Below are 25,400 nucleotides of genomic sequence, written 5' to 3'. Positions count from 1 at the left end.
CGGTGGGGCCGGGCACGGCGGTGGGGCCGGGCACGGCGGTGGGGCCGGGCACGGCGCCCGGGGCCGGGCCCGGGGCCGGGCCCGGGGCCGGGCCCGGGGCCGTGTCCGGGGCCGGGGCGCGGTCGGTCCCGTCGGGGCCGGGCACGGCCTGGGGTGCCGGTTCCGGTGCCGCACCCGGAGCCGGAGCCGGAGCCGGTACGGGGGCGGCCAGGGCGAGGGAGTAGACGTCGAGGAGCTGCCGGGCGGTGCGGGCGATGTCGTAGCGGCGTACCACCGGGGGCGCGGGGAGCCGGCGGGCGCCCGCTTCCATCTGCCCGCGCAGGGCGGCGACGAGTTCCTCCGTGCCGGGCCCGATCCGCCGCGCCCCGGGCGCCCGGTCGGCGGGCAGGTCGTCGATGGCGGGGCAGGTCACGTGGAGCACGGGGAGTCCGGCGGCCAGGGCCTCGACCACGGCGAGCCCGAAGGCCTCCTCCGTGGACGGGGACACGAAGACGTCCATGGCGGCGAGCAGGGAGGGGATCCCGGGGGTGCGCCCGTCGGGGCTGTCGCCGAGCGGGTCGCGCTCCCCCAGGAGGTGGATGCGGCCCTGCGCGCCGAGTTCGGCGGCGAGCGTGCGCAGCGCGGCCCGCTCCGGCCCGTCCCCGGCGAGGAGCAGGTGGGCGCCGGGCAGCGCGGCGACGGCCCGGACGAGTACGTCGAACCGCTTGCCGGGCACCAGTCTGCCGACCCCGCCGACCACGAAGGCCCGTTCGGGCAGCCCCGTGCGGGCCCGGGTGGCGCGGCGGGCTCCTTCGTCGTAGCGGAAGCGTGCGGCCTCGATCCCGTTGGGGACCACGTGGATGCGGGCGGCGGGCACGCCCCAGCCCTCCAGGCGGGCCGCCACGGTGTCCGATACGGCGACGGTGGCGGAGCCGAGCCGTTCGCCGGCCAGGTAGAGGGCCCGGACCCCGCCGGTCAGGGGGCGGCCTTCGATCTCAGCCTCGCCGAGGGAGTGTTCGGTGGCGACGACGGCCCGTACTCCGGCGAGCCGGGCGGCGAGGCGCCCGTAGACGCAGGCCCGGTAGAGGTGGGTGTGGACCAGGTCGTAGCGGCCGTTGCGGATGAAGCGGGCCAGGCGGGGCAGGGCGCCCAGGTCGCGGTTGCCGCGCATGCCGAGGTGGACGACCCGGACGCCGTCGGCGCGCAGTCCTTCGGCGACCGGCCCGGGGTTGGTGAGGGTCAGGACGTCGCAGGGCATCGGCATGTGACGCAGTAGGAGCCGCAGTTGCTGCTCGGCGCCGCCGACGCCGAGTCCGGTGATGACGTGGAGGGCCTTCACGGCAGGACCACCCGTCGCAGTTCGCGCAGCCGGTGGCGGAGCTGCTTGATCCGCATCCGGCCGCGGCCGTCGGCCTGGCTGACGTGGGTGCGGGGCAGGGCGTGCGGGCCGGTGAGCCGGCCGGGGGTGATCGCGCAGGCGTACGCGTATCCCGCGGTCCGGGTGGCTTCGACGACGCGGGCGTCGAGGTGTCCGTAGGGGTAGCAGAAGCCCCGGGGAAGGCTGCCGGTCAGTTCGCGCAGCAGGTCGCGGCTGCCGCGCAGTTCCTGCCGCAGGACGTCGTCGGGGGCTGTGGTGAGGTCCTGGTGGAGCAGTCCGTGCGAGCCGATCTCCGTTCCGCCGGCGGCGGCTTCGCGGATCCCCTCGGCGGTGAGGAGGGACTTGCGCGGGCCGAGCGGGTCCCACACGTTGTCGACGCCGAGCCGTCCGGGCAGGACGAACAGGGTGGCGGTGCAGTCGTAGCGGCGCAGCAGGGGCAGGGCGCCGGTGAGGAAGTCGGTGTAGCCGTCGTCGAAGGTGAGTGCGACGAGGCCGCGCCCCTGTCCGGCGGCGCGGGCCCGCAGCAGTTCGCCGACGGACACCCCGCGCAGTTTCCGGGTGCGCAGCCACTGCAGCTGGGCCTCCAGGGCGCCGGGGGTGACGGTGATCCCGTACGGGTCCTCGGCGGGGTCGGTGAACTCGGCGACCGAGTGGTACATCAGGACCCACGGCGATGCGGACCGGCGGGCGGGGCCCTCCACGGCGGGGGGTGCCATATCGGTGTCAGCGGACATTGCGGAACCTCTGGGTGAGCTGGGTCAGGCAGGTGGTGAGCCGGGCGGTGATCTGGGTGATCTGGGCGGGCAGGGAGGTGACTTCGATGGCCCGCATGGCCGTGCCGGTGGCTCCGAACATGGCCGGGACCAGCAGGCAGCCGAGGGCGGCGCTGAGCAGGGGGTCGGGGATCATCGGGCCGGCGAGCCAGCCGGTGCCGCCGGCGGCGACGGCGGCGACGGCGAGGCGTCCGATGCTGAGGGCGACGCGGCGGACCTGGATGGCGACGATGCGGGAGCCGAGTCCGGTGAGCAGGAGGGCGGCGGTGGTGGAGATGCCGGCGGCGTTGGCGGCGGCGATGCCGTAGGTGCCCCACCAGCCGACGGCGAGGGCTCCGGCCACGATGTTGACGAGCAGCCCGGCGCCCATCGCGAGCGCCGGGAACCAGGTGGGCCGGGCGGTCGAGAAGAAGGGCCGGGAGAGCGCTCCGACGAGGCAGTGGCCGAGGAGTCCGAGTCCGTAGACGCGCATGACGTCGGCGGTGGCGAGGGTGTCGCGGTGGGTGAAGGCGCCGCGTTCGAAGAGGACCTGGATGATCTGCGGTGCGTAGCCGATGACGAGGGCGCTGCCGATGAGGACGGCGAGGGAGGCGAGGGCGAGGTCCTGTTCCACCCGGCGCCGGGCCTTCTCGCGTTCCCCGCCGGCCATGGCCTGGGCGACGACGGGGAAGGTGACGGTGCAGATCATCAGGGAGAGCACCATCGGCATCTGCGCGACCTTCTGCGCGTAGTTGAGGTGCGAGATGGCGCCCGGGGGGAGGGAGGCGGCGAGGAAGCGTTCGACGAGGACCTGGGACTGCCGGAAGACGGCGAAGAAGATGACGGGCGCGATGAGTCCGAAGGCGAGGAGGGTGGGCCGGTCCCGGTCGCGCTGGCTGCGGGGGGCTCCCTTGGCGCGGGTCGGTCCGAAGCCGACGTTGCGGATGAAGGCGGGGAGCTGGACGAGGACCATCAGCAGTCCGCCGACGGCGACTCCGGCGGCGGCGGCGCGCACTCCCCACAGGGCGTGGAGGGCGACCATCGTGCCGATGATCCCGACGTTGTAGGAGACGTAGATCGCGGCGGGCGGGACGAAGGAGCGGTGGGCGCGCAGGGCGGCGCTGAAGTAGCCGGCGACGCCGAAGGTGAGCACGGTGAGGGCGGTCATCCGGGTGCACTGGACGGCCAGTTCGGGGTCGGGCAGGCCGGGGGCGAGCAGTCCGACGACGAGCGGGGCCGCGACGATCAGTACGGAGGCGACGGCGGCCAGGAACACGGCGAGCCGCGGCAGGGTCGCGCCGACGAGGAGCCGTACGGGGTCGGCCGCGCGGGCCTCCCTGCGGGTGAGGCCGGCCCGGCTGGCGGCGCGGCGGGCGAGGGCGTGGCTGAAGGCGGGCACCATCAGCAGGGCCATGGCGTCCTCGATCAGCAGGGTCGAGGCCATTTCGGGGACGGTCCAGGCGATCAGGAAGGCGTCGCTGTCGTGTCCGGCGCCGAAGAGGTGCGCGATGGTCTGGTCGCGGACGAGGCCGAAGACGGCTCCGGCGGCGGTCAGTCCGGCGGTGACGGCGGCGGCCTTGGCGAGGAACCGTCCGAGCGGGGCGGGGCCGTTGCCGGAGCCGCCGGCTCCGACGCCCGGCCCGCCGGCGGCCCGTCGCCGCCCGGCCTGCCCGGGCTGACCGGGCCGGGCGGCGCCGGCCGGTACGGGGCCCGGCACGGCTGCTCCCGGTCCGGTGGCCGGTCGCCGGCCGGGCCGGTGCCCGGTGTCGCCGGTGCCGGTGCGGCGCCCCGCGAGGGCGTAGCCGGGTGCCGCTTCGGGCGTGGGCGGTCCGGCGGGCCGGGTCCCGGGGCGGGCGTCGGCGCGTACGGAGGCCCGTCGGCCCGCGGGCACGGCGTCGGCCTCCACGTCCCGACGGGACAGACCACCCTGCCCGGCCTGCCCGGCCTGCCCGGCCTGCGGCTCCTCGGCCCCGGCCGTGCCCGCACCGGCGAGGCCCGGCGCGTCCGGCGTCGCCGGTGCGGGCGCGGCCCCCGCGGAGGAACCGGTTCCGGTGGACCCCGGGGATCCGGCGGAACCGGAACCGGGAGAACCCGCGGATCCGACGGACCCGGGACCAGCGGCGGGACCGGGGAATCCCGCCGAACCGGAGAAACCGCCGGAACCCACGGACCCGGAAGAACCCCCCGGACCGGAGAAGCCGGAGGAGCCCGCAGCCCCGGAAGGACCGGTGGGGCCTGCGGAGCCGGGTGGCGGGGCCGGGTGCGGCGGACGGCCCGCGGGCGCGGCGACCTCGGTCGCCGCGGCCGCGGGCCGCCGCCAGGGAGTCGTGTCGGTCACCGGGCCGCCGGCCCCTCAAGGGCCCTGCCGCCCGGAGAGCCCGGAGAGCCCGGGACGCCCGAACCAGCCGGACCACCTGGACCACCCGGACCACCCGCGCCCCCGGGCGACGGCAGCGCCCACCAGGCCGCCAGGCCGATGATCACCCCGGTGAGCACGGTGGACGGCCCTCCGATGTCCGCGTACAGGAAGTCGGTCAGCTGCCACACGAAGAGGCCGAGCGCGATCAGCCCGCAGTCGCGGATCCCCCGCGCCGGGCGGTCGGCGGCGTACCGGCGCAGGCCCGCGACGAGGAGCGCCGCCCAGCCGCCCGCCAGGGCGAGCAGTCCGGTCAGGCCCTGCTCGCCGAGGACGAGGAGGTACATGTTGTGCGGGGACAGCAGCGGCTGCTTGATGAACGCCTGGCCCGCGCCGCCGGTGTCGCTGCCGGAGGACAGGCCGAGCGAGGAGTGGCCGTCGCGGTGGGCGGGGAAGCCCTTGAGCCCCACCCCCACCGCCGGCCGCTCCCGCCACATCGACTCGGCGGCGGCCCACATCGTGTACCGGTCGGTGACCGACTGGTCGGGCGCGCTCGACACCTGGGTGATGGAGGTCAGCCGCTCCGCGACCATCTCGGAGCCGACGCCGAGCCCGCCGACCAGCACCACGCCCAGCGCGGTCAGCGCGACCAGCACCTTCAGCGCCCGCCGGATGCCGGCCAGGCCCATCACCAGCAGCGCGGCCCCCGCGGTGGCGATCCAGGCGCCCCGGCTGAAGGACAGCACCAGCGGCACGACCAGGACCAGCGCGCAGCCCCCGGCGATCCGGCGGACCCTGGCGGGGAGGCCGGGCGCGAGGGCGGCGGCGGTGGCCACGACCAGCCCGTACGCGACGACGGTGGCCATGCCCATGACGTCGCCGGGGCCGAAGGTGCCCACGGCCCTGATGTCCTCGCCCTGGTAGGAGGCGCCGGTGTGGGTCGCGAACTGCGCGACGCCGACGGCGCCCTGTACGAGGGCCAGCACCACGAAGCACCCGGCGGCGAGCCTGAATTCGCGGGCGTCGCGCACCAGCAGCACCACGGCCGCCGGGACGAGCACGAAGACCTGGAGGTAGCGCACGAACCCGGGCAGGGCGGCGTACGGGTCCCCGGCGGTCATGGTGGAGACGGCGAGCCCGACGCCCGGGGCCCCGAGGACGAGCACGCCCAGCGGGGTCAGTGTCCGTACCCGGCCGCGCAGCGCCTGTACGGCGCAGACGAGGGCGAGCAGCAGTGAGGCGGCGTCGGCGGGGCCGACCTTCCCGGAGGCGGTCGCGTCCCCGGCGGGGAGCGGGGCGAGGAGGAACAGGACGGTCGCGGCCAGCGGCAGCAGCGGCCAGTGGCGGCGCAGCGGGCCGGCCGGATCGGTGATCCGGGCGGGCCCGGCGGCGGCGAGGCTCATCGGTCAGCTCCCTCCCAGCCGGAAGCGGAAGAAGGAGGCCGCGGTGCGCGCCAGGATCCACAGGTCCTGCCACAGCGACCAGGTGTCGATGTAGTGGTTGTCGAAGCGGGCCCGGTCCTCGATGGAGGTGTCCCCGCGCAGTCCGTTGATCTGGGCGAGTCCGGTGATGCCGACGGGCATCCGGTGGCGGGCCTCGTAGCCGGGGTGGACGCTGCTGAACTTGGCGACGAAGAAGGGCCGTTCGGGGCGGGGGCCGACCAGGCTCATGTCACCCCGTACGACGTTCCACAGTTGCGGCAGTTCGTCCAGGGAGGACTTGCGCAGGAAGGAGCCGACGGGGCTCATCCGGCGGTCGCCGGCGACGGTCCATCGGGTGGCGGATTCGTGCTCGTCGGCGCGCAGGGTGCGGAACTTCAGCAGGGTGAAGGGGCGTCCGTAGAGGCCGACCCGTTCCTGACGGAAGATCACTCCGGGTCCGTCGGAGATCCGTACGGCCAGTGCACAGGCGCCCATGACGGGGGCGGCGGCGAGGAGGGCGAGGGCGGCGAGGAGGGAGTCGATGGCCCGCTTCGCGGTGCGCTCGGCGGTCCGGGCCGGGCGCGGCAGCAGCGGCTGTACGGCGTACCCCCACAGCTGGTCGGCGGGCTGCGCGACGCGCATGCCGGTGACCTTGGCGGTCCCGGCGGGGTCGGCGAGCCAGAGCTGGCATCCGTGGTCGTGGAAGAGCCGGACCAGGGAGGCGGTGCGTTCGTCGGCCTCGGGGGGCCGCGTGAACACGGCGTGCCGGACGGAGTTCTGGATGACGGCGCGCCGGACGTCCTCGTGGGTGGTGAGTACGGGGAGCTGGCCGCGTTCCCCGTCGGCGGGGGCGGCGGCGTCGGCGATGCCCACGGGCCGCAGTCCGTACTCGGGGCGTCCGTGCAGTGCGGCGGCGACGGCGCCCGCCCCGTCCCCGGGGCCGACGACGAGGGTGGAGACGGGGTGACGCAGGGCCGAGCGGCGGCGGAGCGCGTGGACGGTGCCGCGGCCGGCGCAGACCAGGAAGGTCTGGAGGGCGACGGCGCCCAGGAGGGTGCTCCAGCCGAGGGACTGCCGCGGCCCGGTGGTGGCGAGGACGGCTGCGGCCCCGCACCACAGCACGGCGGCCCGCCCGGCCAGCGCGGGCAGTTCGAGCAGGGCGGAGGGGGTGAGCCGGGGCCGGTAGAGGCCGCCCTGCGCGTGCAGGGCGGCGAGCAGGACGAGGAGCAGGACGATGCAGGGGCCGGTGGCCGACGGCGGCAGGACGTCCGCGGGCAGGGTGGCCGCCGTGACGGCGGCGGCCAGGGCGTCGGCGGTCACCAGCGCGGCGACGCCGTCGCGGCGGCTGATCCGCTGGGGCCGGACCGCGGGCCGGGCCCGGTCGGCCCGGGGTCCGCGCGGGGGGTGGATCGCGGGCACGGCACGGCGGGCTTCCGCGGGTGGCGCGGGCGCGAAGGCGCCGCCGCCGGCGGGCGCCGTGCCGCCCTGCCCCGTGTGCCGGGCGGGTGCGCTGTCCATCGTCATCGGCTGACGCTCTCCTGGTTCAAGGGCCGGGGCCTGCCCAGCAGTTCGTGGTACAGGCCGGTGACCGCGTCCGTGGTCCGCCGCACGTCGAACTCCGTCCGGGCGTGCTGCTGGGCCTGCTCCCCGAGTTCGGTGAGCAGCCGCGGTTCGGTGAGCAGCCGTCCCAGGGCCTTGGCCAGCGCCGTCGGGTCCTCCGGCGGTACCAGGCAGAGCCGTCCCTGGCCGGGCGGCAGGCTCTCCCGGGCACCGCTGACGTCGGAGACCAGGACCGGGCGGCCGCAGGCCATGGCTTCGAGCGGGGCGAGCGCCATGCCTTCCCACCGCGACGGCAGTACAACGAGATCGGCGGCCCGAAGCCACGGGCGGATGTCGGCGGCGGCCCCCGCGAAGTGCACGCCGGGCGGGGCGGCGCGGCGCAGCCGCTCGGCGTCGGGCCCGTCGCCGACGAGGGCGAGGCGGGCTTCGGGAACGTTGCCCAGCAGTTCGGGCCAGGCGCGCAGCAGGACGTCCTGGCCCTTCTGGGGGCAGAGCCGGCCGACGCAGACGGTGAGGGGCCCGTTGCCGGTGAGGGCGGCGGGCAGCGGGAGGGCGGTCCGTGCCTCGGCGCGGTCGCGGTCCGGGTCGCGGTGGGCGGGGCGGAAACGGTCGAGGTCGACGCCGTTGCGGATCACGGACCAGCGGGCGGTGATGCCTTCGGCTTCCCCGGCCCGGCGTTCGGACTCGCTGACGCAGAGCACCCGGTCGGCCCAGCGGGCTCCGGCCCGTTCCCAGCGCAGCGCGAGGGCGGCGGTGGCGCCGCCGACGGCGTCGAAGGACCAGGCGTGCGGCTGGAACACGGTGGGGACGCGGCCCCGTACGGCGATCCGTCCGGCCAGTCCCGCCTTGGCGCTGTGGAGGTGCAGCAGGTCGGGGCGGACGTGGCGGATCAGCCGGGCGGCGCCGAGCACTTCGGCGGGCAGGCCGGGGCCCGGGGAGCGGCCGGCGTGCCAGGTGAGCACCTCGGCGCCGGCGGCGCGGGCGTCGTCGGTGAGCCGCCCGCCGCGCGGGCAGCCGACGAGGACCCGCAGTCCGGCGGCGGCCTGGGCCCGTACGAGGTCGGTGACGACCCGGGCGACTCCGCCGTCGACGGGCTGCACGAGGTGCAGGACGGTCAGGGGCTCCGGGGCAGGTGTGGGGGCTGGTGAGGACTGTTTCCGCACGGGGAGTGGTCTCCTGCGTTCAGCGGCGCGCGTCTGTCTGAACGAAGAGCACACCGAGGAATTGACCCTGGCTTTCGCCCGTGAACCTGAAGTTCAGGGTATGGGCGCCCCCGGACAGGGCGGGGCTCAGATCGAACACGTCCGCGTCATATCCGAGGTTATTCATATGTTCGGGCTGTCGCACGAACGAGGGACGTCCGAATTCTGTGACAGTAGAATTCATCACATCATTGAAAGGGTTTTCGGCATCGCTGATGCTGATCCGGCGGCCACTGTCGGCGGTCACCGTGAGCGAGTCCCCGAGGGTCCCGCGGTCCCCGTCGTACGCCACCACTCCGGCGCGTCCCGCCGACCCGGCCGGCGCGTTCAGCCCCGCGATCTCCACCGTCTCCCCGGCGGCCTCCCCGGCCCCGGCGGCCTCCCCGGCCCCGGCGGCCAGCGATTCGAAGCCGTCCCACAGGGAGATCCGGCGCAGCGGCTCCTGGGGGTGCTCGTACGCCACGACCAGGGTCCAGCCGCCCCAGGCACCCGCCTCCGAATGCCCCATGGCGATGTTGAGCTGGGCGACCGTCCACATCCCCGCGCCCCCCTTGCGCACCATCGGGGTCACGTCGGCCGAGGCCTGGTAGGCGTCGCTGCCCGCGTCGGTGTGGTGACCGACCACGGTGTCGGCGAGCACCGCCTTGTAGGCGCCGCCCGGTTCGGCGACCAGCACCCGGCCGTTGTCCTCGGGCGGCTTCTGCTCGCCCACGCGCAGGTTCCCGCCCCAGTACAGCCGGGCGTAGGAGACCTTCGCGCCCTGCGGCACCTTGAGTTCGGCCCGGGTGGAGTTGTAGGTGTCGGGGTCCTTGTCGACCTCGTCGTAGAACATCTCGAAGTCGCCGTTGACCCCGGCCGCCCCCTTCTGCACCTCCGGGCACGGCTCGGCCTGGGGGGACTCGGCCGAGCGGCAGCTGATCGAGGAGTTGGAGGCCCGTACCAGGCCTCCGCGCTGGACCGCCTGGTAACGCTGCGTGAAGGGGATCCTGGGTGATTCACGGGCGGCGGCGGAAGGGGACGGTGGTGCGGCGGCTTCCGCCACGGGGACGAGTGCGGAAAGCGTGAGGCAGGACAGCAGGCCGACTGTGCCGAGGATTCTGCGGGAGGAACCCATGACGCCTGTCTCCATTTTCGATCAAGGGGACAAAACAGGAGTGCACTTTGTCAGAAATCAGGCTGGAAATCACGCCGGACTCGCTCGTACGGCCTTTTGGGCGATGAATCGCACCCTCGTGTCGAGCGGGTCGTTATGGGTGCACCACCGTTCGAACCCGAAAGGAAAAACGGGGAAGAGGACGAGGCCGGCGCGCGGCACCACCACGGCCGTCGCGAGCGCCGCGACGGCCGCCGGGCGGCGCGGGATCCGCCTCCGCGCACGACGGGGGCGGGGTGACGGCGGACGGCGTCGCCGCCGGCCCCCCGGCGTCCGAGCGGCAACCCGCCCCGCCCGCCCCCTCGTCCGGCAGCCCCCGCGTGAACGCCTGAGCGTCAACCGCGCCGCCCGAAACGGCGGCATCCGAGTGAAGTCACGCAACCCGGTCCGGGGGCGGGCCGTTGATCCGGGTGCTCCTGTACCGGGCAATCCTGCAAAAAAGGGACAATAATGATCAAGAAGTTTGTGGCCGGCGCAGCGGTTGCCGCCTCCGTCGTGGGTCTCGGTGCCGCCATGGCCCCGCAGGCGATGGCCATCGGGAACGACAACGGCGTCAACACCGTGAACGGCAACAACTCCGCGCAGATCTACGGCAACCAGGCCACCTACGGCAACATGAGCCCGCAGATGGCGCTGATCCAGGGCTCCTTCAACAAGCCCTGCATCGCCCTGCCGGCCAAGGCCAACGTCCAGTCGGTGCTGGCCCTCATCAACGTCGGCGTCCAGGACATCCCGGTCCTGTCCAGCCCGCAGAACCAGCAGTGCACCGAGAACTCCACCCAGGCCAAGGGCGACGAGGCCCTCTCGCACATCCTGGACAACATCCCGGTCCTCTCCGGCAACGCCTCCGCCGGCAGCTGACCGCACCCAGCGCCCCGCGCCAGCGAGGCCGCCGCACCCTCGGGGCGCGGCGGCCTCGCCGCATGCCGGGCCCGCGCCAATTCCACCACCGCAAATAGGGGCGGGAATTGTACGGACGAGCGGCCGGACCATCGGAGTGAATTCGTCCACACCCTCCGGAAAATCCCGGTTTCCTTTTCCCCGGCCGCTCGTTGTTATGTGTGCAGCGGATACACCTCTGCGGGAAGGATTGAAATCAAATGACCTACAAGAAGGCAGTCGTCCTGGCCGCCGGCATCCTGATGGCAGCCGGTGCCGCCGCCCCCGCCATGGCTGACGCGGGCGCCGCGGGCCAGGCCGTCGGCTCCCCCGGTGTGCTGTCGGGCAACCTCGTCCAGGTCCCGGTGCACGTCCCGGTGAACGTGTGCGGCAACACCGTCAACGTGATCGCGCTGCTGAACCCCGCGTTCGGCAACACCTGCGTCAACGCCTGACGCAGCGCCTGTGCCCACCAGGGCAGACCTCCTCGGGTGGCCTCGGAGTGCACGGCGGTGCACTCCGAGGCCGTCTTCGATTGAGCACCGGCCACCGCGCCGGTAGACAGGGAAGGACCCATGCGACAGGTACTGAGCCGACAGGTACTCGGCAAGGGGGTGCTCACGGCGGCGGCCGCCTCCAGCCTGCTGTCGATCGCGGCCGGCGCGGCCTACGCGTATCCCGGGGCGATGTCCGAGGCCTCTCATTCGCCGGGTGTGCTGGCCGGCAACAGCGTCTCGGTACCGATCACGTTCGCGCCCAACGTGTGCGGCAACAGCGTGGACGGGGGCGCCGCACTCAACCCCGCCATGGGGAACACCTGCGTCAGCACGACCGGCTCCGACGCCGGCCACGACTACGAGCGCTACCTGAGCCCCGAGAACTCCGCGGCCCTGGAGCGCTACCTCGACGAGCGCGACGAGCGCGAGCAGCACCCGGGCGGCCGGCACGCCCTGCCCGACCGGCGCCAGGACGGGGAACGCGGCTACGGGAACGACGGCCGCGAGGAGCCCCGCGCGCACGCCCCCCGGCACGCGGCACCCCGCCCGCAGCAGGACCGGGGCGGCTACGGCGGCCACGGTGACGAGGACCGGGGCCCGCAGGGCGAGGAGGAGTGCGACGACCACCCCGGCCGGCCCGCGCCCCACGCCGAGCACCCCGCACCCCACCCGGCCCCGCCGGCCCCCGCCCCGCACCACCCGCAGCCCAAGCCCCTGCCGAAGCCCCAGCCGCACCCGCACCCCGCGCCCCGCCCGGCGCCGGTCGCGGAACATCCGGCACCGGCACCGGCCCCGCACATCCCGGAAGCGCAGGCACCCGCCCCGCAGCCGGAGGAGCAGCCGCACACCCTCCCGGCGCCCGCCCCCGCCCCGGTCCAGGAGGCTCCCCGGCCTCCGCAGCCGGAGCAGCAGCCCCAGCAGCAGCCCGAGGAGCAGCCCGAGGAGCAGCCGCACACCCTCCCCGCGCCCGTCCCGGCGCCGGCCCAAGCGCCTCCCGCCGCGCAGGAGGAGGCGCCGGCTCCCCGGCCGCCGCACGGCAGCCAGCCCGTGGAGCGCCCCGCGCCCGCCCCCGTACCGGTTCCGGAGGCCGTGCCCGCGGCCGACCAGCCTCCGGCGGCTCCCGCCGGCGACTTCCCGGTGCACCTGCCCCCGGTGCCGGCTCCCGTCCCCGCGCCGGCGCCCCCCGTGACGACCGCCCCCGCGCCGGTCCCGGTGACGGCTCCGGCTCCCGCCCTCGCGACGGCACCGGAACTGGCCGCGACCGGGGCCGGCCAGGCCGGAGCCGCGGCGGCCCTCGCCACGGCGCTGGTCCTCGGCGGCGCGATCCTGTACCGGCGGTCCCGGGTCGCCTGACCGGGAATACCGGTAATCAGAAGAATCGGAAGAAATATCGGCCGGAGAATCCCTTGACGGATTCTCCGGCCGCTGCCGTGTGCCCGGTCCGCGTTTCCGTGGCGGCGGGTAATCGTTACCCAGGACGAAAGCGGCGCGACGGGCGCCGCCTATGCCTCCGCCAACGAAAAGAAGAGGATTTCGATAATGAAGCTCTCCCAGGTCGCCGCTGTCGTCGTCGGCTCCGTCGCCGCCCTCGGCGCCGCGACCCCCGCCTTCGCCGCCGACGCCCCGGCCTCCATGCCCCCCATGAGCGCGACGGGCGGGCTGACCGAGGTGCTGAACGCCGCGGGTCCCGTCAGCGAGTCGCTCCCCCAGACGGTGGGCAACGGTCTGGCCGAGCAGGGTGAGACGGTCGACAAGGCCGTCGGCACCGTGCAGAAGGTCAACACCATCCGCAACAACGCCCCCGGCGAGGTCCTCGGTCTGGCGAACGGCGCCACCCAGGCCTCCCCGCTGCTCGGCGGGGTGAAGCTCAACGGCGGTCAGTGAACCGGCCCCGGACATGACCGTGGGCGCCACCGGCGAGGCCGGTGGCGCCCACGGTCGTGTGGTGCCGACTGGGAGGTACTCAGTCGTTGACGCAGACGTTGCCGAACGCGGGGTTCAGCAGGCCGATGATGTTCACGGAGTTGCCGCAGACGTTGACCGGGATGTGGACCGGGACCTGGGCCAGGTTGCCCGAGAGAACACCGGGGGAACCCACGGCCGCGCCTTCGGCCGAGGAGTCGGCGGACGCGGCGCCCGCGGCACCGGCAACGGCGAGACCGGCGGAGGCCAGGGCCACGGCGGCCTTCTTGGCAGCAGAGTTCATGGGAAGTGCACCTTCTCTTCGATGTCCTGCCCCGATCCCGGGGCTCACACCGAGCGAAACGGTCCACCACCCGAAACGACACGGTTCCGGGCCCGATCTGACCTGTTCAGCCCAATAGTCGTAACCATCGGACCCGGAACCCGCCGCCTGCGCACGCTAGTTGCGGAGGGGAATGTCGGGAATCGCCGGGATCGACGGGATCGCGGGAACCAGGGTGTCCACCGGGGGGACGGCCGGAGTCGCCGGCAGGGCCGGAACCGTGACCGGGAGCTTGGGGAGCTCGATCGCCGGCAGCTTGAGATCCGGCAGACCCGGGATGTCCGGCAGGGCGGGCAGTTTCGGCAGCTGGATCGGCGGCAGGTTCACCCCGGCGGGCAGCAGGCCCGTAAGGGACTTGAGGAGGTCCTCCAGCGTCTTGGTGAGGCCGGCGAGGAGGTCGTCGATCGGGCCGGCCGCGACCCTCTCCTCGATCCTCTCCACCTGCCGCTGCACGGAGGCCACCCGTTCCGTGACGGCGGCACCGGAACCGTCCGCGGCGCCCGCGGGGGCGGCCGCGCCGGACAGTATGACGACCGCGAGGGCCGACGGGACGAGGACGCGGGCGCGGGACGGCTTGGTGCGGTGCATGGAGTTTCCTTCTGTGGTCGCACACAAGCGGAACAGATTGATCCGCTTCTTCACCCACCGTGCGAACACCTCGTACGGAGCGCAACAGGAACGCGGGCCCGCGGCAGGTCACAGGGGCTGCGTACGGGCTTCGCGCAGGCGTCCGGAACGGCTTCACCCGGGCCGGGGAAAAGCTCCGCGCGAACGGGCCGATTGAGTGAAGGGGCGGAACCAACCCACCGACGGGCCAGTTGACCAGGGCGCTCCACCCGTGGGCACTCGTGCGAAAGAAGGACCTGTGATGTTCAAGAAGATCATGACCGCCGCCGCGGTCTCCGCCGTCGCCGTCGGGGCGGGCGCCGCCATCGCGACCCCGGCCATGGCCATCGGGAACGACAACGGGGTCAACACCGTCAACGGCAACGGCGCCTCCCAGATCTACGGCAACCAGAAGACCGAGGGGAACCTGAGCCCGCAGCTCGGCCTGGTCCAGGGCACCCTGAACAAGCCCTGCATCGGCCTGCCCGCCAAGGTCAACGCCCAGTCGCTGATCGCCGCGCTCAACATCGGCGTCCAGGACATCAACGTCCTGTCCAACCCGCAGAACCAGCAGTGCACCGAGAACTCCACCCAGGCCAAGGGCGACGAGCCGCTCTCGCACATCCTGGACAACATCCCGGTCCTCTCCGGCAACCTCTCCGCCAACAGCTGATCTCTGCTCCCCCTTCCGCGTCAGGGCCACGGCGCCCGTGGAGCGAAGTGACGGGGCCCCGGCGGCGTCCGGCCGCCGGGGCCCCCGCACGTGCGCCGCCGCCCGGGTCAGCCGGTCCAGAAGTCCCACCACCGGGTGAGGATCAGCATGCCGATCACGCCCAGGTGCAGCGCGGGCGGCGCCCAGCCGAAGTCGGCGAAGAAGGTCCGCAGCGGGCCCGGGGCGGGCAGGATCCCGGCACGGACGTTGTACGCCGTGACCGCCCAGAACATCAGCAGCGTCGCCGTCCAGGCCAGGCAGCACCACAGGCACAGGGCGTTGATCCCGTAGAGCGACTGCACCATCAGCCAGGCACAGAAGCCGGTGCCGAAGAGGGCGCCGGCGTTCAGTCCCAGCCAGAACCAGCCCCGGTAGCGGGCCCCGGCCAGCAGGCCCGCGGCCACGCAGACCACGACGGCGTAGCCGGCCAGCCCGAGCATCGGGTTGGGGAAGCCGAACGCGGCGGCCTGCTCGCTCTTCATCACGCTGCCGCAGGAGACCACCGGGTTGAGGCTGCACGCGGGCTTGAAGTCCGGGTCCTCCAGCAGGAGGAACTTGTCGAGGGTGATCACCCAGGAGGCCAGCAGTCCGGCGGCCCCGGTGATCGCCAGCAGCCAGGCCAACGCCTTTGACGGCGGGGCCGGTTCGCTCTCGGGGCGGTTGCCGGAGCGGCGCTGCTGGCGCGGGACGCTCACTGTATTCGTTGCCATGCCGCCCATATTCCCCCCGATCGCCACATAACGGTGCCAACCCTGCCCAGACGTGCGCAAGTTGACCTGAAGGTGTGGCGGGAACCCCTGATACTTCCCGGACGTTTTACCGAACCCCGGACGTGATGTCAGAGCCAGGGGCTACGTTGTGCTTCCGCGAAGTGACAAGCTGCGACGGCCTGGAGACCCACCTTGAGCGATCCGTACGAGACAACCGAGGCGCACCTCGAGCGACTCCTGGGCCGCGCCCTCAACTCCTTCGACCTACCGGACGCGCTGGTCGAGCGCCTGGGGACGGCACTCGCCCACAGCTCTTCGCTGTACACCACGCACCACAGCCCGTCGGCGGGGCTGTGGCGGGAGACCCGCCGGCACACCTACCTGCTGCCCGACGGCGCCGCCGTCTCCCTCTGGGAGCTGGCCTACCGGCTGAAGGGCGACCGCGGCACCCGGTGCGAGGTGTACGCGGGCAAGGACGGACTCCGGCTCGCCGTGGCCCGGATCTTCGGTGAGACCCCGTCGGACGCCGTGCTGTCACCGCTCGGGGACCGCGGGGACGAGGACGGGGTCGACGGCGATCTGGCGCTCCTCGGCGCCCTGTTCGCCGCTTCGGCTCCGCGGGAGCGGCACCGCGAGTACACGGTGGAGCAGTCCGCCGACCACGCCCGCCGGGTGCTGCGCCGGGCGGAGAACGCCGACCGCCCCGGGGAGCGGGTGGCCGCGCTGCTGCGCTCGGCCTACGCGCACCAGATCACCCAGGCGTTCGGCGGCCGTCAGTGCCTGACCGACGGCCGGGACGCCGGTTTCAGCCTGTACGAGCACTCCTTCGTGCTGCTCGACGGGACGGAGCTCAGCCTGTGGGAGGTCGAGCACACGGCCACGCCGGACGGCCGCCACATGTGCGAGGTCTACGAGAGCGAGGCCGCCGCGCGCGGGGCGATGAAGCTGCGGACCCGGGTCCGCTAGCCCCGGACCGGACCCCCCGCCTCCGGCCCGACTTCCGCCTCCGGCCGGGCTCCGGTCAGGGGGAGGTCAGGCTTCGGTCAGGGGGAGGTCCAGGGGCGGGTCGGCGGTGACGCGGACCGCGTCCGGGCGCAGGTCCGCGGGCGTCGGCATGGCGCTGCCCGGGAGCTGTACGGCGGCCGCACCGTGGGCCAGGGCGCAGGCGAGGGCGGCGGGGCCGGCGCCTCCCGCGATCAGGAAGCCGGCCAGGGAGGCGTCGCCGGCGCCGACGTCGCTGCGGACCGCCGTGACGGGGGCGGTGCCGTGGAAGGCCCCGTCCCGGGAGACCAGGAGCTGGCCGCGCTCGCCGAGGGAGGCCAGGACGGCGCCCGCGCCGAGGCCGATCAGTTCCTCGGCGGCCTTGACCGCGTCCCCCAGGGTGGCCAGGGGACGGCCCACCGCTTCGGCGAGCTCCGCCGCGTTGGGCTTGACGACGTCGGGGCGGGCCTTCAGGGAGGCCAGCAGGGCGGCCCCGGAGGTGTCGACGGCGATGCGGGCGCCCGCCTGGTGGGCGCGGGTGACGATCTCGGCGTACCACTGCGGCTCCAGGCCGCGCGGGAGGCTGCCGCAGCAGGCGATCCAGGCGGCGTCGGCCGAGCAGGTGCGCACGGTGTCGAGGAGGAGGGCGGATTCGGCCGCGGTGAGCTCCGGACCCTCGCAGTTGATCTTCGTGAGGGTGCCGTCGGGTTCGGCGACCGCGATGTTCGACCGGGTCCTTCCGGCGATGGCGACGGCGGTGACGTCCACGCCCTGGGCACCGAGGAGTTCGGCGAGCAGGGCTCCGGTGGCGCCGCCGAGCGGGAGGACGGCGGTGGCGTGCACGCCGGCCGCGGCGACGGCCCGCGCGACGTTGACCCCCTTGCCGCCGGGGTCGACCCGGTCCGCGGCGGCGCGGTGCACCTCGCCCCGGACCAGCGCGGGGACTTCGTAGGTCCGGTCGAGGGAGGGGTTGGGGGTGACGGTGAGGATCATACGAGCACGACTTCCGTACCGGTGGCCTCGATCGGGGCCTGGTGGACCGGGTCGAGCCCGGTATCGGTGATGAGGACGTCCACGTCCGCGAAGGAGCCGAAGCGGGAGAAGCGCTCCTGGCCGGCCTTGGCCGAGTCGGCGAGGAGCACCACCTGGCGGGCGGCGGCGATCGCGGCCCGCTTGACGGCGGCCTCGGCGGGGTCGGGGGTGGTCAGGCCGACCTCGGCGGTGAAGCCGTTGGTCGCGAGGAAGAGGACGTCGGCGCGGATCTCGGAGTAGGCGCGCAGGGCCCAGGCGTCGACGGCCGCGAGGGTGCGGTGGCGGACGCGGCCCCCGACGAGGAGGAGGTCGACGCCGGCGTGGTCGGCGAGTCCGGCGGCGACGGGCAGGGCGTGGGTGACCACGGTGAGCGCGAGCGTCTCCATGCGGGCCATTGAGGCCGCCACGCGGGCGACGGTGCTGCCGGCGTCGAGGATGACACTGCCGCCGAGGGGGAGCCGGGCGAGGGCGGCGGCCGCGATGCGGTCCTTCTCGTCGGGGGCGGCGGTCTCGCGGGAGGTGAGGTCGGGCTCGAAGCCGAGCCGGCCGGCCGGGATGGCCCCGCCGTGGACACGGCGCAGCAGTCCGGCGCGGTCGAGGGCGGTGAGGTCGCGGCGGACGGTCTCGGAGGTGACCTGGAACCGCTCGGCGAGGGAGAGCACGTCGACCCGTCCGGCTTCGCGTGCGAGGCGCAGGATCTCCTGTTGGCGCTCGGGTGCGTACATGTGGGTTTACATCCGTTCGATGCCCGGTTGTGTGACCTTGCCTCCGACGGTACCCACACATGGGGGATAAAACCAATCTAAACGGACATGCCCGCTCACAAGGGCGGGCATGTCCGTGCGCGGGCCGGGGCCTAGGCGGCCGGGGCCGGGGCCGGGGCCGGGGCGACCGCGTCCTCGCCGCCGCCCCCGCTCTCGTACTCGCGCTGCTGGTCGGCCATCGAGACCTGCTTGCGCGGCAGCAGGAACATCACCGCGAAGATCAGGACGAGGACCGCCACGACCCACCACAGGGCGCTGCGGAAGGCCTCGACGTAGGGCGGACCGTAGATCATGTCGTCGTCGAGCACACCGAAGAAGACGACGGAGGTCAGGCCGAGGCCCAGGGCGTTGCCCATCTGGCCGGTGGTGTTGATCAGGCCGGAGGCCGATCCGGCGTGCTCGCGCGGCACCTGGGAGAGCACGGTGTCGGTCAGCGGCGCCACGATCAGGCCCATGCCCAGGCCCATGACGATCAGCGGGGCCGCCATCTGCCAGGACGCGATGCCCATGCCGTAGTGGTCGGACTCCCAGATGTAGAGGAGCAGACCGGCGGCCATGAGCAGCGCGCCCGCCTGGAGCACCCTACGGCCGAAGCGCGGGACGAGCTTCTGGACGGAGATGCCCGCGGCCACCGAGACGGCGATCGAGAAGGGGATGCCGGTGGTGCCCGCGCGCAGGGCGCTCCAGCCGAGGCCCATCTGCATGTAGAGCGTCCAGACGAGGAAGAAGATGCCGGTCGCGATGCCGAAGGTCAGCTGGACGGCGATACCGCCGGCGAAGCTCTTGACCTTGAAGAGGGACAGCTCGACGAGCGGGGAGCCGTCCTTGCGGATCTTGTACTTCTCGTAGAGGACGAAGGCGGCGAAGACGACGGGCGCCAGGCCCATGCAGACGAAGCCCCACAGCGGCCAGTCGTTCTCCCGGCCGTGGGTGAGCGGGAAGATCAGCATGACCAGCGCGAGGGTGGCGAGCACGACGCCGACCAGGTCGAGGCGCAGGGCCTTGGGGGCCTTGGACTCGGTGATGAACCTGCGGCCCATGAGGATGGCGGCGATGCCGACGGGCAGGTTGATCAGGAAGATCGGGCGCCATTCGAGGCCGAAGATGTTCCACTCGGTGAGCAGTGCGCCGAGCATCGGGCCCGAGACGGCACCGAGGCCGATGATCGCGCCGAACATGCCGAAGGCCTTGCCCCGCTCGTGCGGCGGGAAGGTGACGTGGATGATCGCCAGGACCTGCGGGACCATCATGGCCGCCATCGCTCCCTGGAGGATGCGGGAGGCGACGAGCATGGAGGGGTCGGCGGCGATGCCGCAGAGCAGCGAGGCGGCCGTGAAGCCGGCGACCCCGAGGAGGAAGAGGCGCTTGCGCCCGTAGATGTCGCCGAGACGGCCGCCCGTGATCAGGCCCGCCGCGAAGGCGAGGGCGTACCCGGCGGTGATCCACTGGATCGCGCTGGTGGAGGCGCCGAAGTCCTGGCGCATGCTCGGTATCGCGATGTTGACGATCGTGACGTCGACCAGGTCCATGAAGGCCGCGGTCATCACGATGGCGAGCGCCAGCCAGCGGCGCGGGTCGGCGGGTGAGCCTGTTGCTTCTGCCGGGGCGGTGTTCCGCTCTTCTCGTACGGGCCCGTTCGTTCTTTCGGGCGATGTCTTGGACGTCTCGGTGCTCATGGAGAGAAACCTAGACGGGATGTAGGTCAGATGGTGTCCGCATTCGCTGGCAATCTGGATCCATGAACGACACCCCTGCTCGGCTGCTCACCCTGCTGTCCCTGCTCCAGACCCCCCGCGAATGGCCGGGCAGTGAGCTGGCGGTCCGGCTGGAGGTGAGCGCGCGGACGATCCGGCGGGACATCGAGCGGCTGCGCGACCTCGGGTACCCGGTGGAGGCCTCGCGGGGCGCGGAGGGCGGGTACCGGCTGGTGGCGGGCGCCGCGATGCCGCCGCTGCTGCTCGACGACGAGGAGGCGGTGGCGATCGCGGTGGGACTGCGGGCGGGCGCCGGGCATGCGATCGAGGGGGTGGAGGAGGCCTCCGTACGGGCTCTGGCGAAGCTGGAGCAGGTCCTTCCGTCCCGGCTGCGGCACCGGGTGGGCGCCCTGCAGTCGGCGACGGTCGCGCTGACGCGGGGCGACGGCCCGAGCGTGGACCCGCGCACGCTGACGACGATGGCGGGGGCGGTGGCCGGCCCGGAGCGGCTGCGGTTCGCCTACCGGGCGCGGGACGGGGCCGATTCGCGGCGGCTGGTGGAGCCGTACCGGCTGGTGAGCACGGGCAGCCGCTGGTACCTGGTGGCCTACGACCTGGAGCGGGAGGACTGGCGGACCTTCCGCGTGGACCGGGTGAGCGAACCGTTCGCGACGGGGGCCCGGTTCGCCCCGCGGGAGCTGCCCATGGACGCGGCCGCGTTCGTGCGGCGCGGGCTGCGGGGCGGGGAGACGTACCCGGTCGAGGTGTCCTTCGCCGCGCCGCCGCAGGAACTGCCGGGGTGGCTGCGCGAGAGGGCCGTGGCGGAGGGGGAGGGCTCCCTCGTGCGCTTCGAGAGCGGGGACGCCCCGGAGTGGGTGGCGGCGCGGCTGGCGCTGACGGGGGTGCCGTTCACGGTGCGCGGGCCGGAGTCCCTGGCGCGCAGCGCGCGGACGCTGGCCGGCCGGCTGGCGGCGGGGGCAGGAGCGGGGATGGAGGCAGAGGCGAGGGCGGGCGGCCCGGACGGAGACGGCGCGGGGCGGGAATGAGGGAGCCCCGGCACCTGGGGGGGGTTAGGTGCCGGGGCTCGTCCGGGGGGGCTCGACGCGGGCCGGTCAGGCCACGGCGTCGAAGCCGGTGTCGCGGGCCATGCGCTTGAGTTCGAGCAGCGCGTGCTTCTCGATCTGCCGGATCCTCTCGCGGGTGAGGCCGTGCTGCTTGCCGACCTCCGTCAGGGTCCGCTCGCGGCCGTCCTCGATGCCGTACCGCATCTTGATGATGGACGCCGTGCGCTGGTCCAGCTTGCCGAGGAGGTCCTCCAGCTCCTCGCTGCGCAGCAGCGAGAGCACGGACTGCTCGGGCGAGATCGCCGAGGTGTCCTCCAGCAGGTCGCCGAACTGGGTGTCACCGTCGTCGTCCACCGACATGTTGAGGCTGACCGGGTCACGCGCCCAGTCGAGGACGTCGCCGACGCGCTTCTCGGTGGAGTCGAGTTCGGCGGCGATCTCGGCGTGCTCCGGCTCGCGGCCGTTCTCGCGGTTGAACTCGCGCTGCACCCGGCGGATCCGGCCGAGTTCCTCGACCAGGTGGACGGGGAGGCGGATGGTGCGGGACTGGTCGGCGATGGAGCGGGTGATGGCCTGGCGGATCCACCACGTGGCGTACGTGGAGAACTTGAAGCCCTTGGCGTAGTCGAACTTCTCGACGGCGCGCACCAGGCCGGCGTTGCCCTCCTGGATGAGGTCGAGGAGGGGCAGTCCGCTGCGCGGATAGCGGCGGGCGACGGCCACGACCAGGCGGAGGTTGGAACGGATGAAGACTTCCTTGGCGCGCTCGCCTTCGGCGGCCAGGGCCTCCAGCTCCTCGCGCGCGGGGGCGTCCCCCTCGCGCTCCGTCGCCTCGTCGAGGATCTGCCGGGCGTACACGCCCGCCTCGATGATCTGCGAGAGCTCCACTTCCCTGGCGGCGTCGAGCAGCGGGGTGCGCGCGATCTCGTCGAGGTACATGCCGACCAGGTCGCGATCGGCGATCTCCCCGCCCACAGCGCGGGCGCTGCTCGTGGACTGACGACGGGCGACGGCGCGGGTTGCCATGCGTGCTCCCTTGCGATGCGGTGAGTCGGTCGCGGTGCGTCCTCGGACACTCTCCCGAGTGCCCGCTTCCGAAGGAAACAACGACTGGAATCGGGACAGAATTCCCCAGCCGGTCCCTGTTTTCCGAGATCTTGCAGTATCCTGCCCCGCCGCTCTTTACACGGAGCTGACAGAGATGTTGCGGGAACTCGCGGAGGTGCAGGTCAGGCAGGGGGTGAAGGCCACTGCGCACGCCCTCGCCGACCGGCCCGGCCACCGCGCCGGTGAGACCGCCGTCACATCCGTACGGCGCTTTCCACTCGGTCCCGGTGCCGCTCCCGGCCGCACTTCCGCCCCTGAAGACGGGCCGTACCGGCTCCCGGTTGCCTGGACTGACGATCGAATACCCGGATACGCGACAACCAGAACATTTTCGACATCCTTGCTCCGGGCTCGCCCCGCGCCCATCCCACCCGTCCGGGTGAGGTGTCGGCATATCCCACCGGCATGGGGCACGCGCTCCTTGGCGTCGGAGGGTCGATCATCACCCTGGAGGACGCCGAGGAGCACGTCACCGAGGACGGCCTCGGGATCGACGCCTCGGCCGTCCGCCTGATCGTCGAGGTCGTCTCCCCCGGCAGTGACGGCACCACCCGCGACCGTCGCGCCTACGCGCGCGCGGGGATCCCCGTCCACGTCCTGATCGACGACCACGACGACGGCGGCACCGTCACCGTGCTCAGCGCGCCCGACCCCGAGGCGGCCATCCACGCCGACGAGGTCAGGACCGCCTACGGATACGGATCCGGCGCCACCGTCCCGGAGGGCCCCGCCAAGGGGTTCACCATCGGCGAGGAGATCACCGGGCCCCGCCGGGGGGTCTAGCCGAACTGGAGGGAGCGCTTCGAGAGGCCCATCCAGAAGCCGTCCACCGGGGTCCGCTGGGCGTCGAGGTCGGCTTCGGCGGCGCCGAGGGTGACGAAGAGCGGGGCGAAGTGTTCCGTGCGGGGGTGGGCGAGGCGGCCCGCCGGGGACTTGGCCTCGAAGTCGAGCAGGGCGTCCACGTCGCGGGCGTCCAGGGCCTCGCGGCCCCACGCGTCGAACTCCGCCGACCAGCCGGGCACGCCGGGGCCGGTGTGCCGCAGGGCGGCCAGGTTGTGGGTGAAGAAGCCGCTGCCGACGATCAGTACGCCCTCGTCGCGCAGCGGTGCGAGCTTGCGGCCGATGTCCATGAGCCGGGCCGGATCCAGGGTGGGCAGGGATATCTGGAGCACCGGTACGTCGGCGTCGGGGTACATCTCCACGAGCGGGACGTACGCGCCGTGGTCCAGGCCGCGGTCCGGGATGTCCTGGACGGGAGTGCCGGGGGCCCGGAGCAGCTTGCGGACCGAGGCGGCCAGCTCCGGGGCGCCGGGGGCCCCGTAGCGGACGCGGTAGTAGTGCTCGGGGAAGCCCCAGAAGTCGTGGACGAGCGGCACCGGTTCGACGGCGCCGAGGGCGAGCGGGGCCTCCTCCCAGTGGGCGGAGACCATCAGGATCGCGCGCGGCCGGGGCAGGTCCGCGGACCAGGCGGCGAGCTCGGACGGCCAGAGCGGGTCGTCGGCGAGCGGCGGGGCCCCGTGACTGAGGTACAGCGCCGGCATGCGGGGGGTGGCGGTGGTCATCGGGGCGCTCCTCGGTCGTCGGCGCGGGGCGCGGCGGGCGGTGCGGTACCGCCCCACAAAGACTAACCCCGCTTCGTTCAAATTTGAACGAAGCGGGGTGATCAGTCATTCCCGTACCGCGGGCGCCCCCGTCAGTGGGCGATCACCGGAACCTTGAGCCCGGCGTCCTCGGAGCCGGCGCCCGCGCCGGTGGCCACCGGGCCGCCGGAGCCGGGACGGCCCGTGTTGATCAGGGTGAACGCGATGGTCGCGCTGATCGCCAGGATGCCGACGGCCCACCAGATCGCGGCGGAGTAGCCCTCCACCATGGCCTGGGCCTGGACCAGCTTCCCGGCCGCGCCGCCCGCCGCGGCCTGGGCCGCGTGGTCGGTCAGGTACGCGGTGGTCGCCGAGGCGGCGATGGTGTTCAGCAGGGCGGTGCCGATCGCGCCGCCGACCTGCTGGGAGGTGTTGACCATGGCCGAGGCGACGCCGGCGTCGGCCGGGTCCACCCCGTACGTGGCCAGGGACATGGCCGGCATGAAGGCGGTGCCCATGCCCAGGCCCAGCAGCAGCTGAGCCGGCAGGATCAGCGCCGGGTACGAGGAGCCGACCTCCAGCTGGGTCAGCAGCAGCATGCCGGTGGCGGCGAGCAGGAAGCCCGGTCCCATCAGCAGCCGCGGCGCGACGCGGGTCATCAGGCGGGCGCCGATCTGGGTGGACCCCGTGATCATGCCCGCGATCATCGGCAGGAAGGCGAAGCCGGTCTTGACGGGCGAGAAGCCCTTCACGACCTGGAGGTAGTAGGTGAGGAAGAGGAACAGGCCGAACATCGCGATGACGGCGAGACCCAGCGAGAGGTAGACGCCGCCGCGGTTGCGCTCCAGCAGCACGCGCAGCGGCAGCAGCGGGGACTTCACCTTGGACTCGACGGCCACGAAGGCCAGGAGCAGCGCGGCGGAGGCGATGAACAGGGACACGGTGATCCCGTCCGACCAGCCCGCGGACTCGGCGCGGGTGAACCCGTACACGAGCGAGACCAGGCCCAGGGTCGAGAGGATCACGCCCGGGACGTCGAGGCGGGCGCTGTTGCGGGAGCCGGCCGGCTCGCGGATGACCATCCAGGCACCGGCGGCCGCGACGATCGCGAAGGGGATGTTGACGAAGAAGGTCCAGCGCCAGTTGAGGTACTCGGTGAGGAATCCGCCGAGGATCAGGCCGACGGCGCCGCCGCCGCCCGCGATCGCTCCGTAGATGCCGAAGGCCTTGGCGCGCTCCTTGGCGTCGGTGAAGGTGACGGCCAGGAGGGAGAGCGCGGCCGGGGCGAGCAGCGCGCCGAAGGCGCCCTGCAGGGCGCGGGCACCGAGCATCATCGCCTCACCGGTCGCCGCGCCGCCCAGCGCGGAGGCCAGGGCGAAGCCGGCGAGACCGGTGATGAAGGCGTTCTTGCGGCCCCACTTGTCGGCGATGCGGCCGCCGAAGAGCAGCAGTCCGCCGAAGGCCAGCGCGTACGCGGTGATGACCCACTGGCGGTTGCCGTCCGAGATGCCGAGGTCGGTCTGGGCGGAGGGGAGCGCGATGTTCACGATGGTCGCGTCGAGGACGACCATCAGCTGCGCCAGCGCGATGAAGACCAGGGCCTTCCAGCGACTGGGATCGGCGCCGGCCGGCGCGGGGGCCGCGGCTGTTTTGGACATGGGGGTACCCACTTCACTGTGCGGAATGACTGAAAGGAACTACTAAGAACCGAAATGCGGTGTCGAAGCT

General features: G+C 73.5%; 23 protein-coding genes and 1 pseudogene. 8 read left to right on the top strand and 16 right to left on the bottom strand.

Annotated features, from left to right (window positions below):
- Positions 1–193: 193 nt before the first annotated feature.
- The 7 genes and pseudogenes from OG295_RS20255 to OG295_RS20225 form a co-directional block, all read right to left on the bottom strand.
- Positions 194–1,318, bottom strand: a pseudogene (locus OG295_RS20255) (glycosyltransferase); the annotation flags it as partial.
- A complete protein-coding gene (locus OG295_RS20250; protein ID WP_371678141.1) occupies positions 1,315–2,091 on the bottom strand; it encodes a polysaccharide deacetylase family protein in 777 nt (258 codons plus the stop codon). The pseudogene OG295_RS20255 and the gene OG295_RS20250, both read right to left, overlap by 4 nt.
- Positions 2,081–4,015, bottom strand: coding sequence for a lipid II flippase MurJ (locus OG295_RS20245; RefSeq protein ID WP_371678140.1), 1,935 nt, complete (start codon positions 4,013–4,015; stop codon positions 2,081–2,083). The genes OG295_RS20250 and OG295_RS20245 overlap by 11 nt, the downstream gene beginning before the upstream one ends.
- A 428-nt stretch (positions 4,016–4,443) precedes the next feature.
- A complete protein-coding gene (locus tag OG295_RS20240) occupies positions 4,444–5,868 on the bottom strand; it encodes an O-antigen ligase family protein (RefSeq protein ID WP_371678139.1) in 1,425 nt (474 codons plus the stop codon).
- 3 nt (positions 5,869–5,871) lie between these two features.
- A complete protein-coding gene (locus tag OG295_RS20235; RefSeq protein ID WP_371681242.1) occupies positions 5,872–7,404 on the bottom strand; it encodes an exopolysaccharide biosynthesis polyprenyl glycosylphosphotransferase in 1,533 nt (510 codons plus the stop codon).
- 2 nt (positions 7,405–7,406) lie between these two features.
- A complete protein-coding gene (locus tag OG295_RS20230) occupies positions 7,407–8,609 on the bottom strand; it encodes a glycosyltransferase (protein ID WP_371678138.1) in 1,203 nt (400 codons plus the stop codon).
- Between the two features lie 19 nt (positions 8,610–8,628).
- Positions 8,629–9,762, bottom strand: a complete 1,134-nt coding sequence (locus tag OG295_RS20225) for a DUF3344 domain-containing protein (protein ID WP_371678137.1) — start codon at positions 9,760–9,762, stop codon at positions 8,629–8,631.
- A gap of 489 nt (positions 9,763–10,251) precedes the next feature.
- Between OG295_RS20225 and OG295_RS20220 the strand changes: the two genes are divergently transcribed.
- From OG295_RS20220 to OG295_RS20205, 4 genes are all read left to right on the top strand, one after another.
- A complete protein-coding gene (locus tag OG295_RS20220) occupies positions 10,252–10,662 on the top strand; it encodes a rodlin (RefSeq protein WP_371678136.1) in 411 nt (136 codons plus the stop codon).
- A gap of 239 nt (positions 10,663–10,901) precedes the next feature.
- Positions 10,902–11,135 carry a chaplin gene (locus tag OG295_RS20215; RefSeq protein ID WP_030238840.1) on the top strand — a complete coding sequence of 78 codons (234 nt, stop codon included), beginning with the start codon at positions 10,902–10,904 and terminating at the stop codon, positions 11,133–11,135.
- Positions 11,136–11,255: 120 nt separating this feature from the next.
- Positions 11,256–12,530 (top strand): chaplin, encoded by a 1,275-nt coding sequence (locus OG295_RS20210; RefSeq protein WP_371678135.1) that lies wholly within the window; start codon positions 11,256–11,258, stop codon positions 12,528–12,530.
- A gap of 186 nt (positions 12,531–12,716) precedes the next feature.
- A complete protein-coding gene (locus OG295_RS20205; protein WP_371678134.1) occupies positions 12,717–13,061 on the top strand; it encodes a hypothetical protein in 345 nt (114 codons plus the stop codon).
- A gap of 79 nt (positions 13,062–13,140) precedes the next feature.
- Here OG295_RS20205 and OG295_RS20200 read toward each other — a convergent pair whose 3' ends face one another.
- Positions 13,141–13,383 carry a chaplin gene (locus tag OG295_RS20200; RefSeq protein ID WP_371678133.1) on the bottom strand — a complete coding sequence of 81 codons (243 nt, stop codon included), beginning with the start codon at positions 13,381–13,383 and terminating at the stop codon, positions 13,141–13,143.
- A gap of 156 nt (positions 13,384–13,539) precedes the next feature.
- Positions 13,540–14,010 carry a hypothetical protein gene (locus OG295_RS20195; RefSeq protein ID WP_371678132.1) on the bottom strand — a complete coding sequence of 157 codons (471 nt, stop codon included), beginning with the start codon at positions 14,008–14,010 and terminating at the stop codon, positions 13,540–13,542.
- Positions 14,011–14,290: 280 nt separating this feature from the next.
- On the opposite strand from OG295_RS20195, the gene OG295_RS20190 reads away from it, so the two are divergent.
- Complete coding sequence (locus OG295_RS20190) at positions 14,291–14,701, top strand: rodlin (protein ID WP_371678131.1); 411 nt, start codon at positions 14,291–14,293, stop codon at positions 14,699–14,701.
- A gap of 107 nt (positions 14,702–14,808) precedes the next feature.
- On the opposite strand, the gene OG295_RS20185 is transcribed toward OG295_RS20190, so the two are convergent.
- Positions 14,809–15,450: a vitamin K epoxide reductase family protein gene (locus OG295_RS20185; RefSeq protein WP_371678130.1), complete on the bottom strand. Its 642-nt coding sequence runs from the start codon at positions 15,448–15,450 to the stop codon at positions 14,809–14,811.
- 192 nt (positions 15,451–15,642) lie between these two features.
- On the opposite strand from OG295_RS20185, the gene OG295_RS20180 reads away from it, so the two are divergent.
- A complete protein-coding gene (locus OG295_RS20180) occupies positions 15,643–16,416 on the top strand; it encodes a DUF6227 family protein (RefSeq protein WP_371678129.1) in 774 nt (257 codons plus the stop codon).
- 66 nt (positions 16,417–16,482) lie between these two features.
- Here OG295_RS20180 and pfkB read toward each other — a convergent pair whose 3' ends face one another.
- The 3 genes from pfkB to OG295_RS20165 form a co-directional block, all read right to left on the bottom strand.
- Positions 16,483–17,424 carry a 1-phosphofructokinase gene (pfkB, locus tag OG295_RS20175; RefSeq protein ID WP_371678128.1) on the bottom strand — a complete coding sequence of 314 codons (942 nt, stop codon included), beginning with the start codon at positions 17,422–17,424 and terminating at the stop codon, positions 16,483–16,485.
- Complete coding sequence (locus OG295_RS20170; RefSeq protein ID WP_371678127.1) at positions 17,421–18,188, bottom strand: DeoR/GlpR family DNA-binding transcription regulator; 768 nt, start codon at positions 18,186–18,188, stop codon at positions 17,421–17,423. Before OG295_RS20170 ends, pfkB begins: the two co-directional genes overlap by 4 nt.
- Positions 18,189–18,319: 131 nt before the next feature.
- Entirely contained in the window at positions 18,320–19,903 is a 1,584-nt protein-coding gene (locus tag OG295_RS20165; protein WP_371678126.1) for an MFS transporter, read from the bottom strand.
- A 62-nt stretch (positions 19,904–19,965) separates the two neighbouring features.
- Between OG295_RS20165 and OG295_RS20160 the strand changes: the two genes are divergently transcribed.
- Entirely contained in the window at positions 19,966–20,967 is a 1,002-nt protein-coding gene (locus tag OG295_RS20160) for a helix-turn-helix transcriptional regulator (RefSeq protein WP_371678125.1), read from the top strand.
- Positions 20,968–21,033: 66 nt separating this feature from the next.
- Here the strand turns inward: OG295_RS20160 and OG295_RS20155 are convergent, their stop codons facing one another.
- Positions 21,034–22,011: an RNA polymerase sigma factor RpoD/SigA gene (locus tag OG295_RS20155; protein ID WP_371678124.1), complete on the bottom strand. Its 978-nt coding sequence runs from the start codon at positions 22,009–22,011 to the stop codon at positions 21,034–21,036.
- Positions 22,012–22,497: 486 nt separating this feature from the next.
- Between OG295_RS20155 and OG295_RS20150 the strand changes: the two genes are divergently transcribed.
- Entirely contained in the window at positions 22,498–22,875 is a 378-nt protein-coding gene (locus tag OG295_RS20150) for a hypothetical protein (protein WP_371678122.1), read from the top strand.
- Here OG295_RS20150 and OG295_RS20145 read toward each other — a convergent pair.
- Positions 22,872–23,654 carry a dioxygenase gene (locus tag OG295_RS20145; protein WP_371678121.1) on the bottom strand — a complete coding sequence of 261 codons (783 nt, stop codon included), beginning with the start codon at positions 23,652–23,654 and terminating at the stop codon, positions 22,872–22,874. The genes OG295_RS20150 and OG295_RS20145 overlap by 4 nt on opposite strands.
- A 131-nt stretch (positions 23,655–23,785) precedes the next feature.
- Positions 23,786–25,330, bottom strand: a complete 1,545-nt coding sequence (locus OG295_RS20140) for an MFS transporter (RefSeq protein WP_371678120.1) — start codon at positions 25,328–25,330, stop codon at positions 23,786–23,788.
- Positions 25,331–25,400: the final 70 nt, after the last annotated feature.

The sequence above is a fragment of the Streptomyces sp. NBC_01276 genome, from assembly GCF_041435355.1.
In the GTDB taxonomy this organism is placed as follows: domain Bacteria; phylum Actinomycetota; class Actinomycetes; order Streptomycetales; family Streptomycetaceae; genus Streptomyces.
Note: the sequence above shows the minus strand (reverse complement) of the source record. Positions and strands in the feature narration are given on the sequence as shown.

What these genes read in the sequence shown, in the direction of transcription:
- OG295_RS20225 (WP_371678137.1), bottom strand. Translation starts at nt 9,762, where the DNA reads ATGGGTTCCTCCCGCAGAATCCTCGGCACAGTCGGCCTGCTGTCCTGC.
- OG295_RS20190 (WP_371678131.1), top strand. Translation starts at nt 14,291, where the DNA reads ATGTTCAAGAAGATCATGACCGCCGCCGCGGTCTCCGCCGTCGCCGTC.
- OG295_RS20215 (WP_030238840.1), top strand. Translation starts at nt 10,902, where the DNA reads ATGACCTACAAGAAGGCAGTCGTCCTGGCCGCCGGCATCCTGATGGCA.
- OG295_RS20170 (WP_371678127.1), bottom strand. Translation starts at nt 18,188, where the DNA reads ATGTACGCACCCGAGCGCCAACAGGAGATCCTGCGCCTCGCACGCGAA.
- OG295_RS20220 (WP_371678136.1), top strand. Translation starts at nt 10,252, where the DNA reads ATGATCAAGAAGTTTGTGGCCGGCGCAGCGGTTGCCGCCTCCGTCGTG.
- OG295_RS20250 (WP_371678141.1), bottom strand. Translation starts at nt 2,091, where the DNA reads ATGTCCGCTGACACCGATATGGCACCCCCCGCCGTGGAGGGCCCCGCC.
- OG295_RS20240 (WP_371678139.1), bottom strand. Translation starts at nt 5,868, where the DNA reads ATGAGCCTCGCCGCCGCCGGGCCCGCCCGGATCACCGATCCGGCCGGC.
- OG295_RS20195 (WP_371678132.1), bottom strand. Translation starts at nt 14,010, where the DNA reads ATGCACCGCACCAAGCCGTCCCGCGCCCGCGTCCTCGTCCCGTCGGCC.
- OG295_RS20155 (WP_371678124.1), bottom strand. Translation starts at nt 22,011, where the DNA reads ATGGCAACCCGCGCCGTCGCCCGTCGTCAGTCCACGAGCAGCGCCCGC.
- OG295_RS20140 (WP_371678120.1), bottom strand. Translation starts at nt 25,330, where the DNA reads ATGTCCAAAACAGCCGCGGCCCCCGCGCCGGCCGGCGCCGATCCCAGT.
- pfkB (WP_371678128.1), bottom strand. Translation starts at nt 17,424, where the DNA reads ATGATCCTCACCGTCACCCCCAACCCCTCCCTCGACCGGACCTACGAA.
- OG295_RS20235 (WP_371681242.1), bottom strand. Translation starts at nt 7,404, where the DNA reads ATGGACAGCGCACCCGCCCGGCACACGGGGCAGGGCGGCACGGCGCCC.
- OG295_RS20150 (WP_371678122.1), top strand. Translation starts at nt 22,498, where the DNA reads ATGGGGCACGCGCTCCTTGGCGTCGGAGGGTCGATCATCACCCTGGAG.
- OG295_RS20145 (WP_371678121.1), bottom strand. Translation starts at nt 23,654, where the DNA reads ATGACCACCGCCACCCCCCGCATGCCGGCGCTGTACCTCAGTCACGGG.
- OG295_RS20185 (WP_371678130.1), bottom strand. Translation starts at nt 15,450, where the DNA reads ATGGCAACGAATACAGTGAGCGTCCCGCGCCAGCAGCGCCGCTCCGGC.
- OG295_RS20205 (WP_371678134.1), top strand. Translation starts at nt 12,717, where the DNA reads ATGAAGCTCTCCCAGGTCGCCGCTGTCGTCGTCGGCTCCGTCGCCGCC.
- OG295_RS20210 (WP_371678135.1), top strand. Translation starts at nt 11,256, where the DNA reads ATGCGACAGGTACTGAGCCGACAGGTACTCGGCAAGGGGGTGCTCACG.
- OG295_RS20160 (WP_371678125.1), top strand. Translation starts at nt 19,966, where the DNA reads ATGAACGACACCCCTGCTCGGCTGCTCACCCTGCTGTCCCTGCTCCAG.
- OG295_RS20200 (WP_371678133.1), bottom strand. Translation starts at nt 13,383, where the DNA reads ATGAACTCTGCTGCCAAGAAGGCCGCCGTGGCCCTGGCCTCCGCCGGT.
- OG295_RS20165 (WP_371678126.1), bottom strand. Translation starts at nt 19,903, where the DNA reads ATGAGCACCGAGACGTCCAAGACATCGCCCGAAAGAACGAACGGGCCC.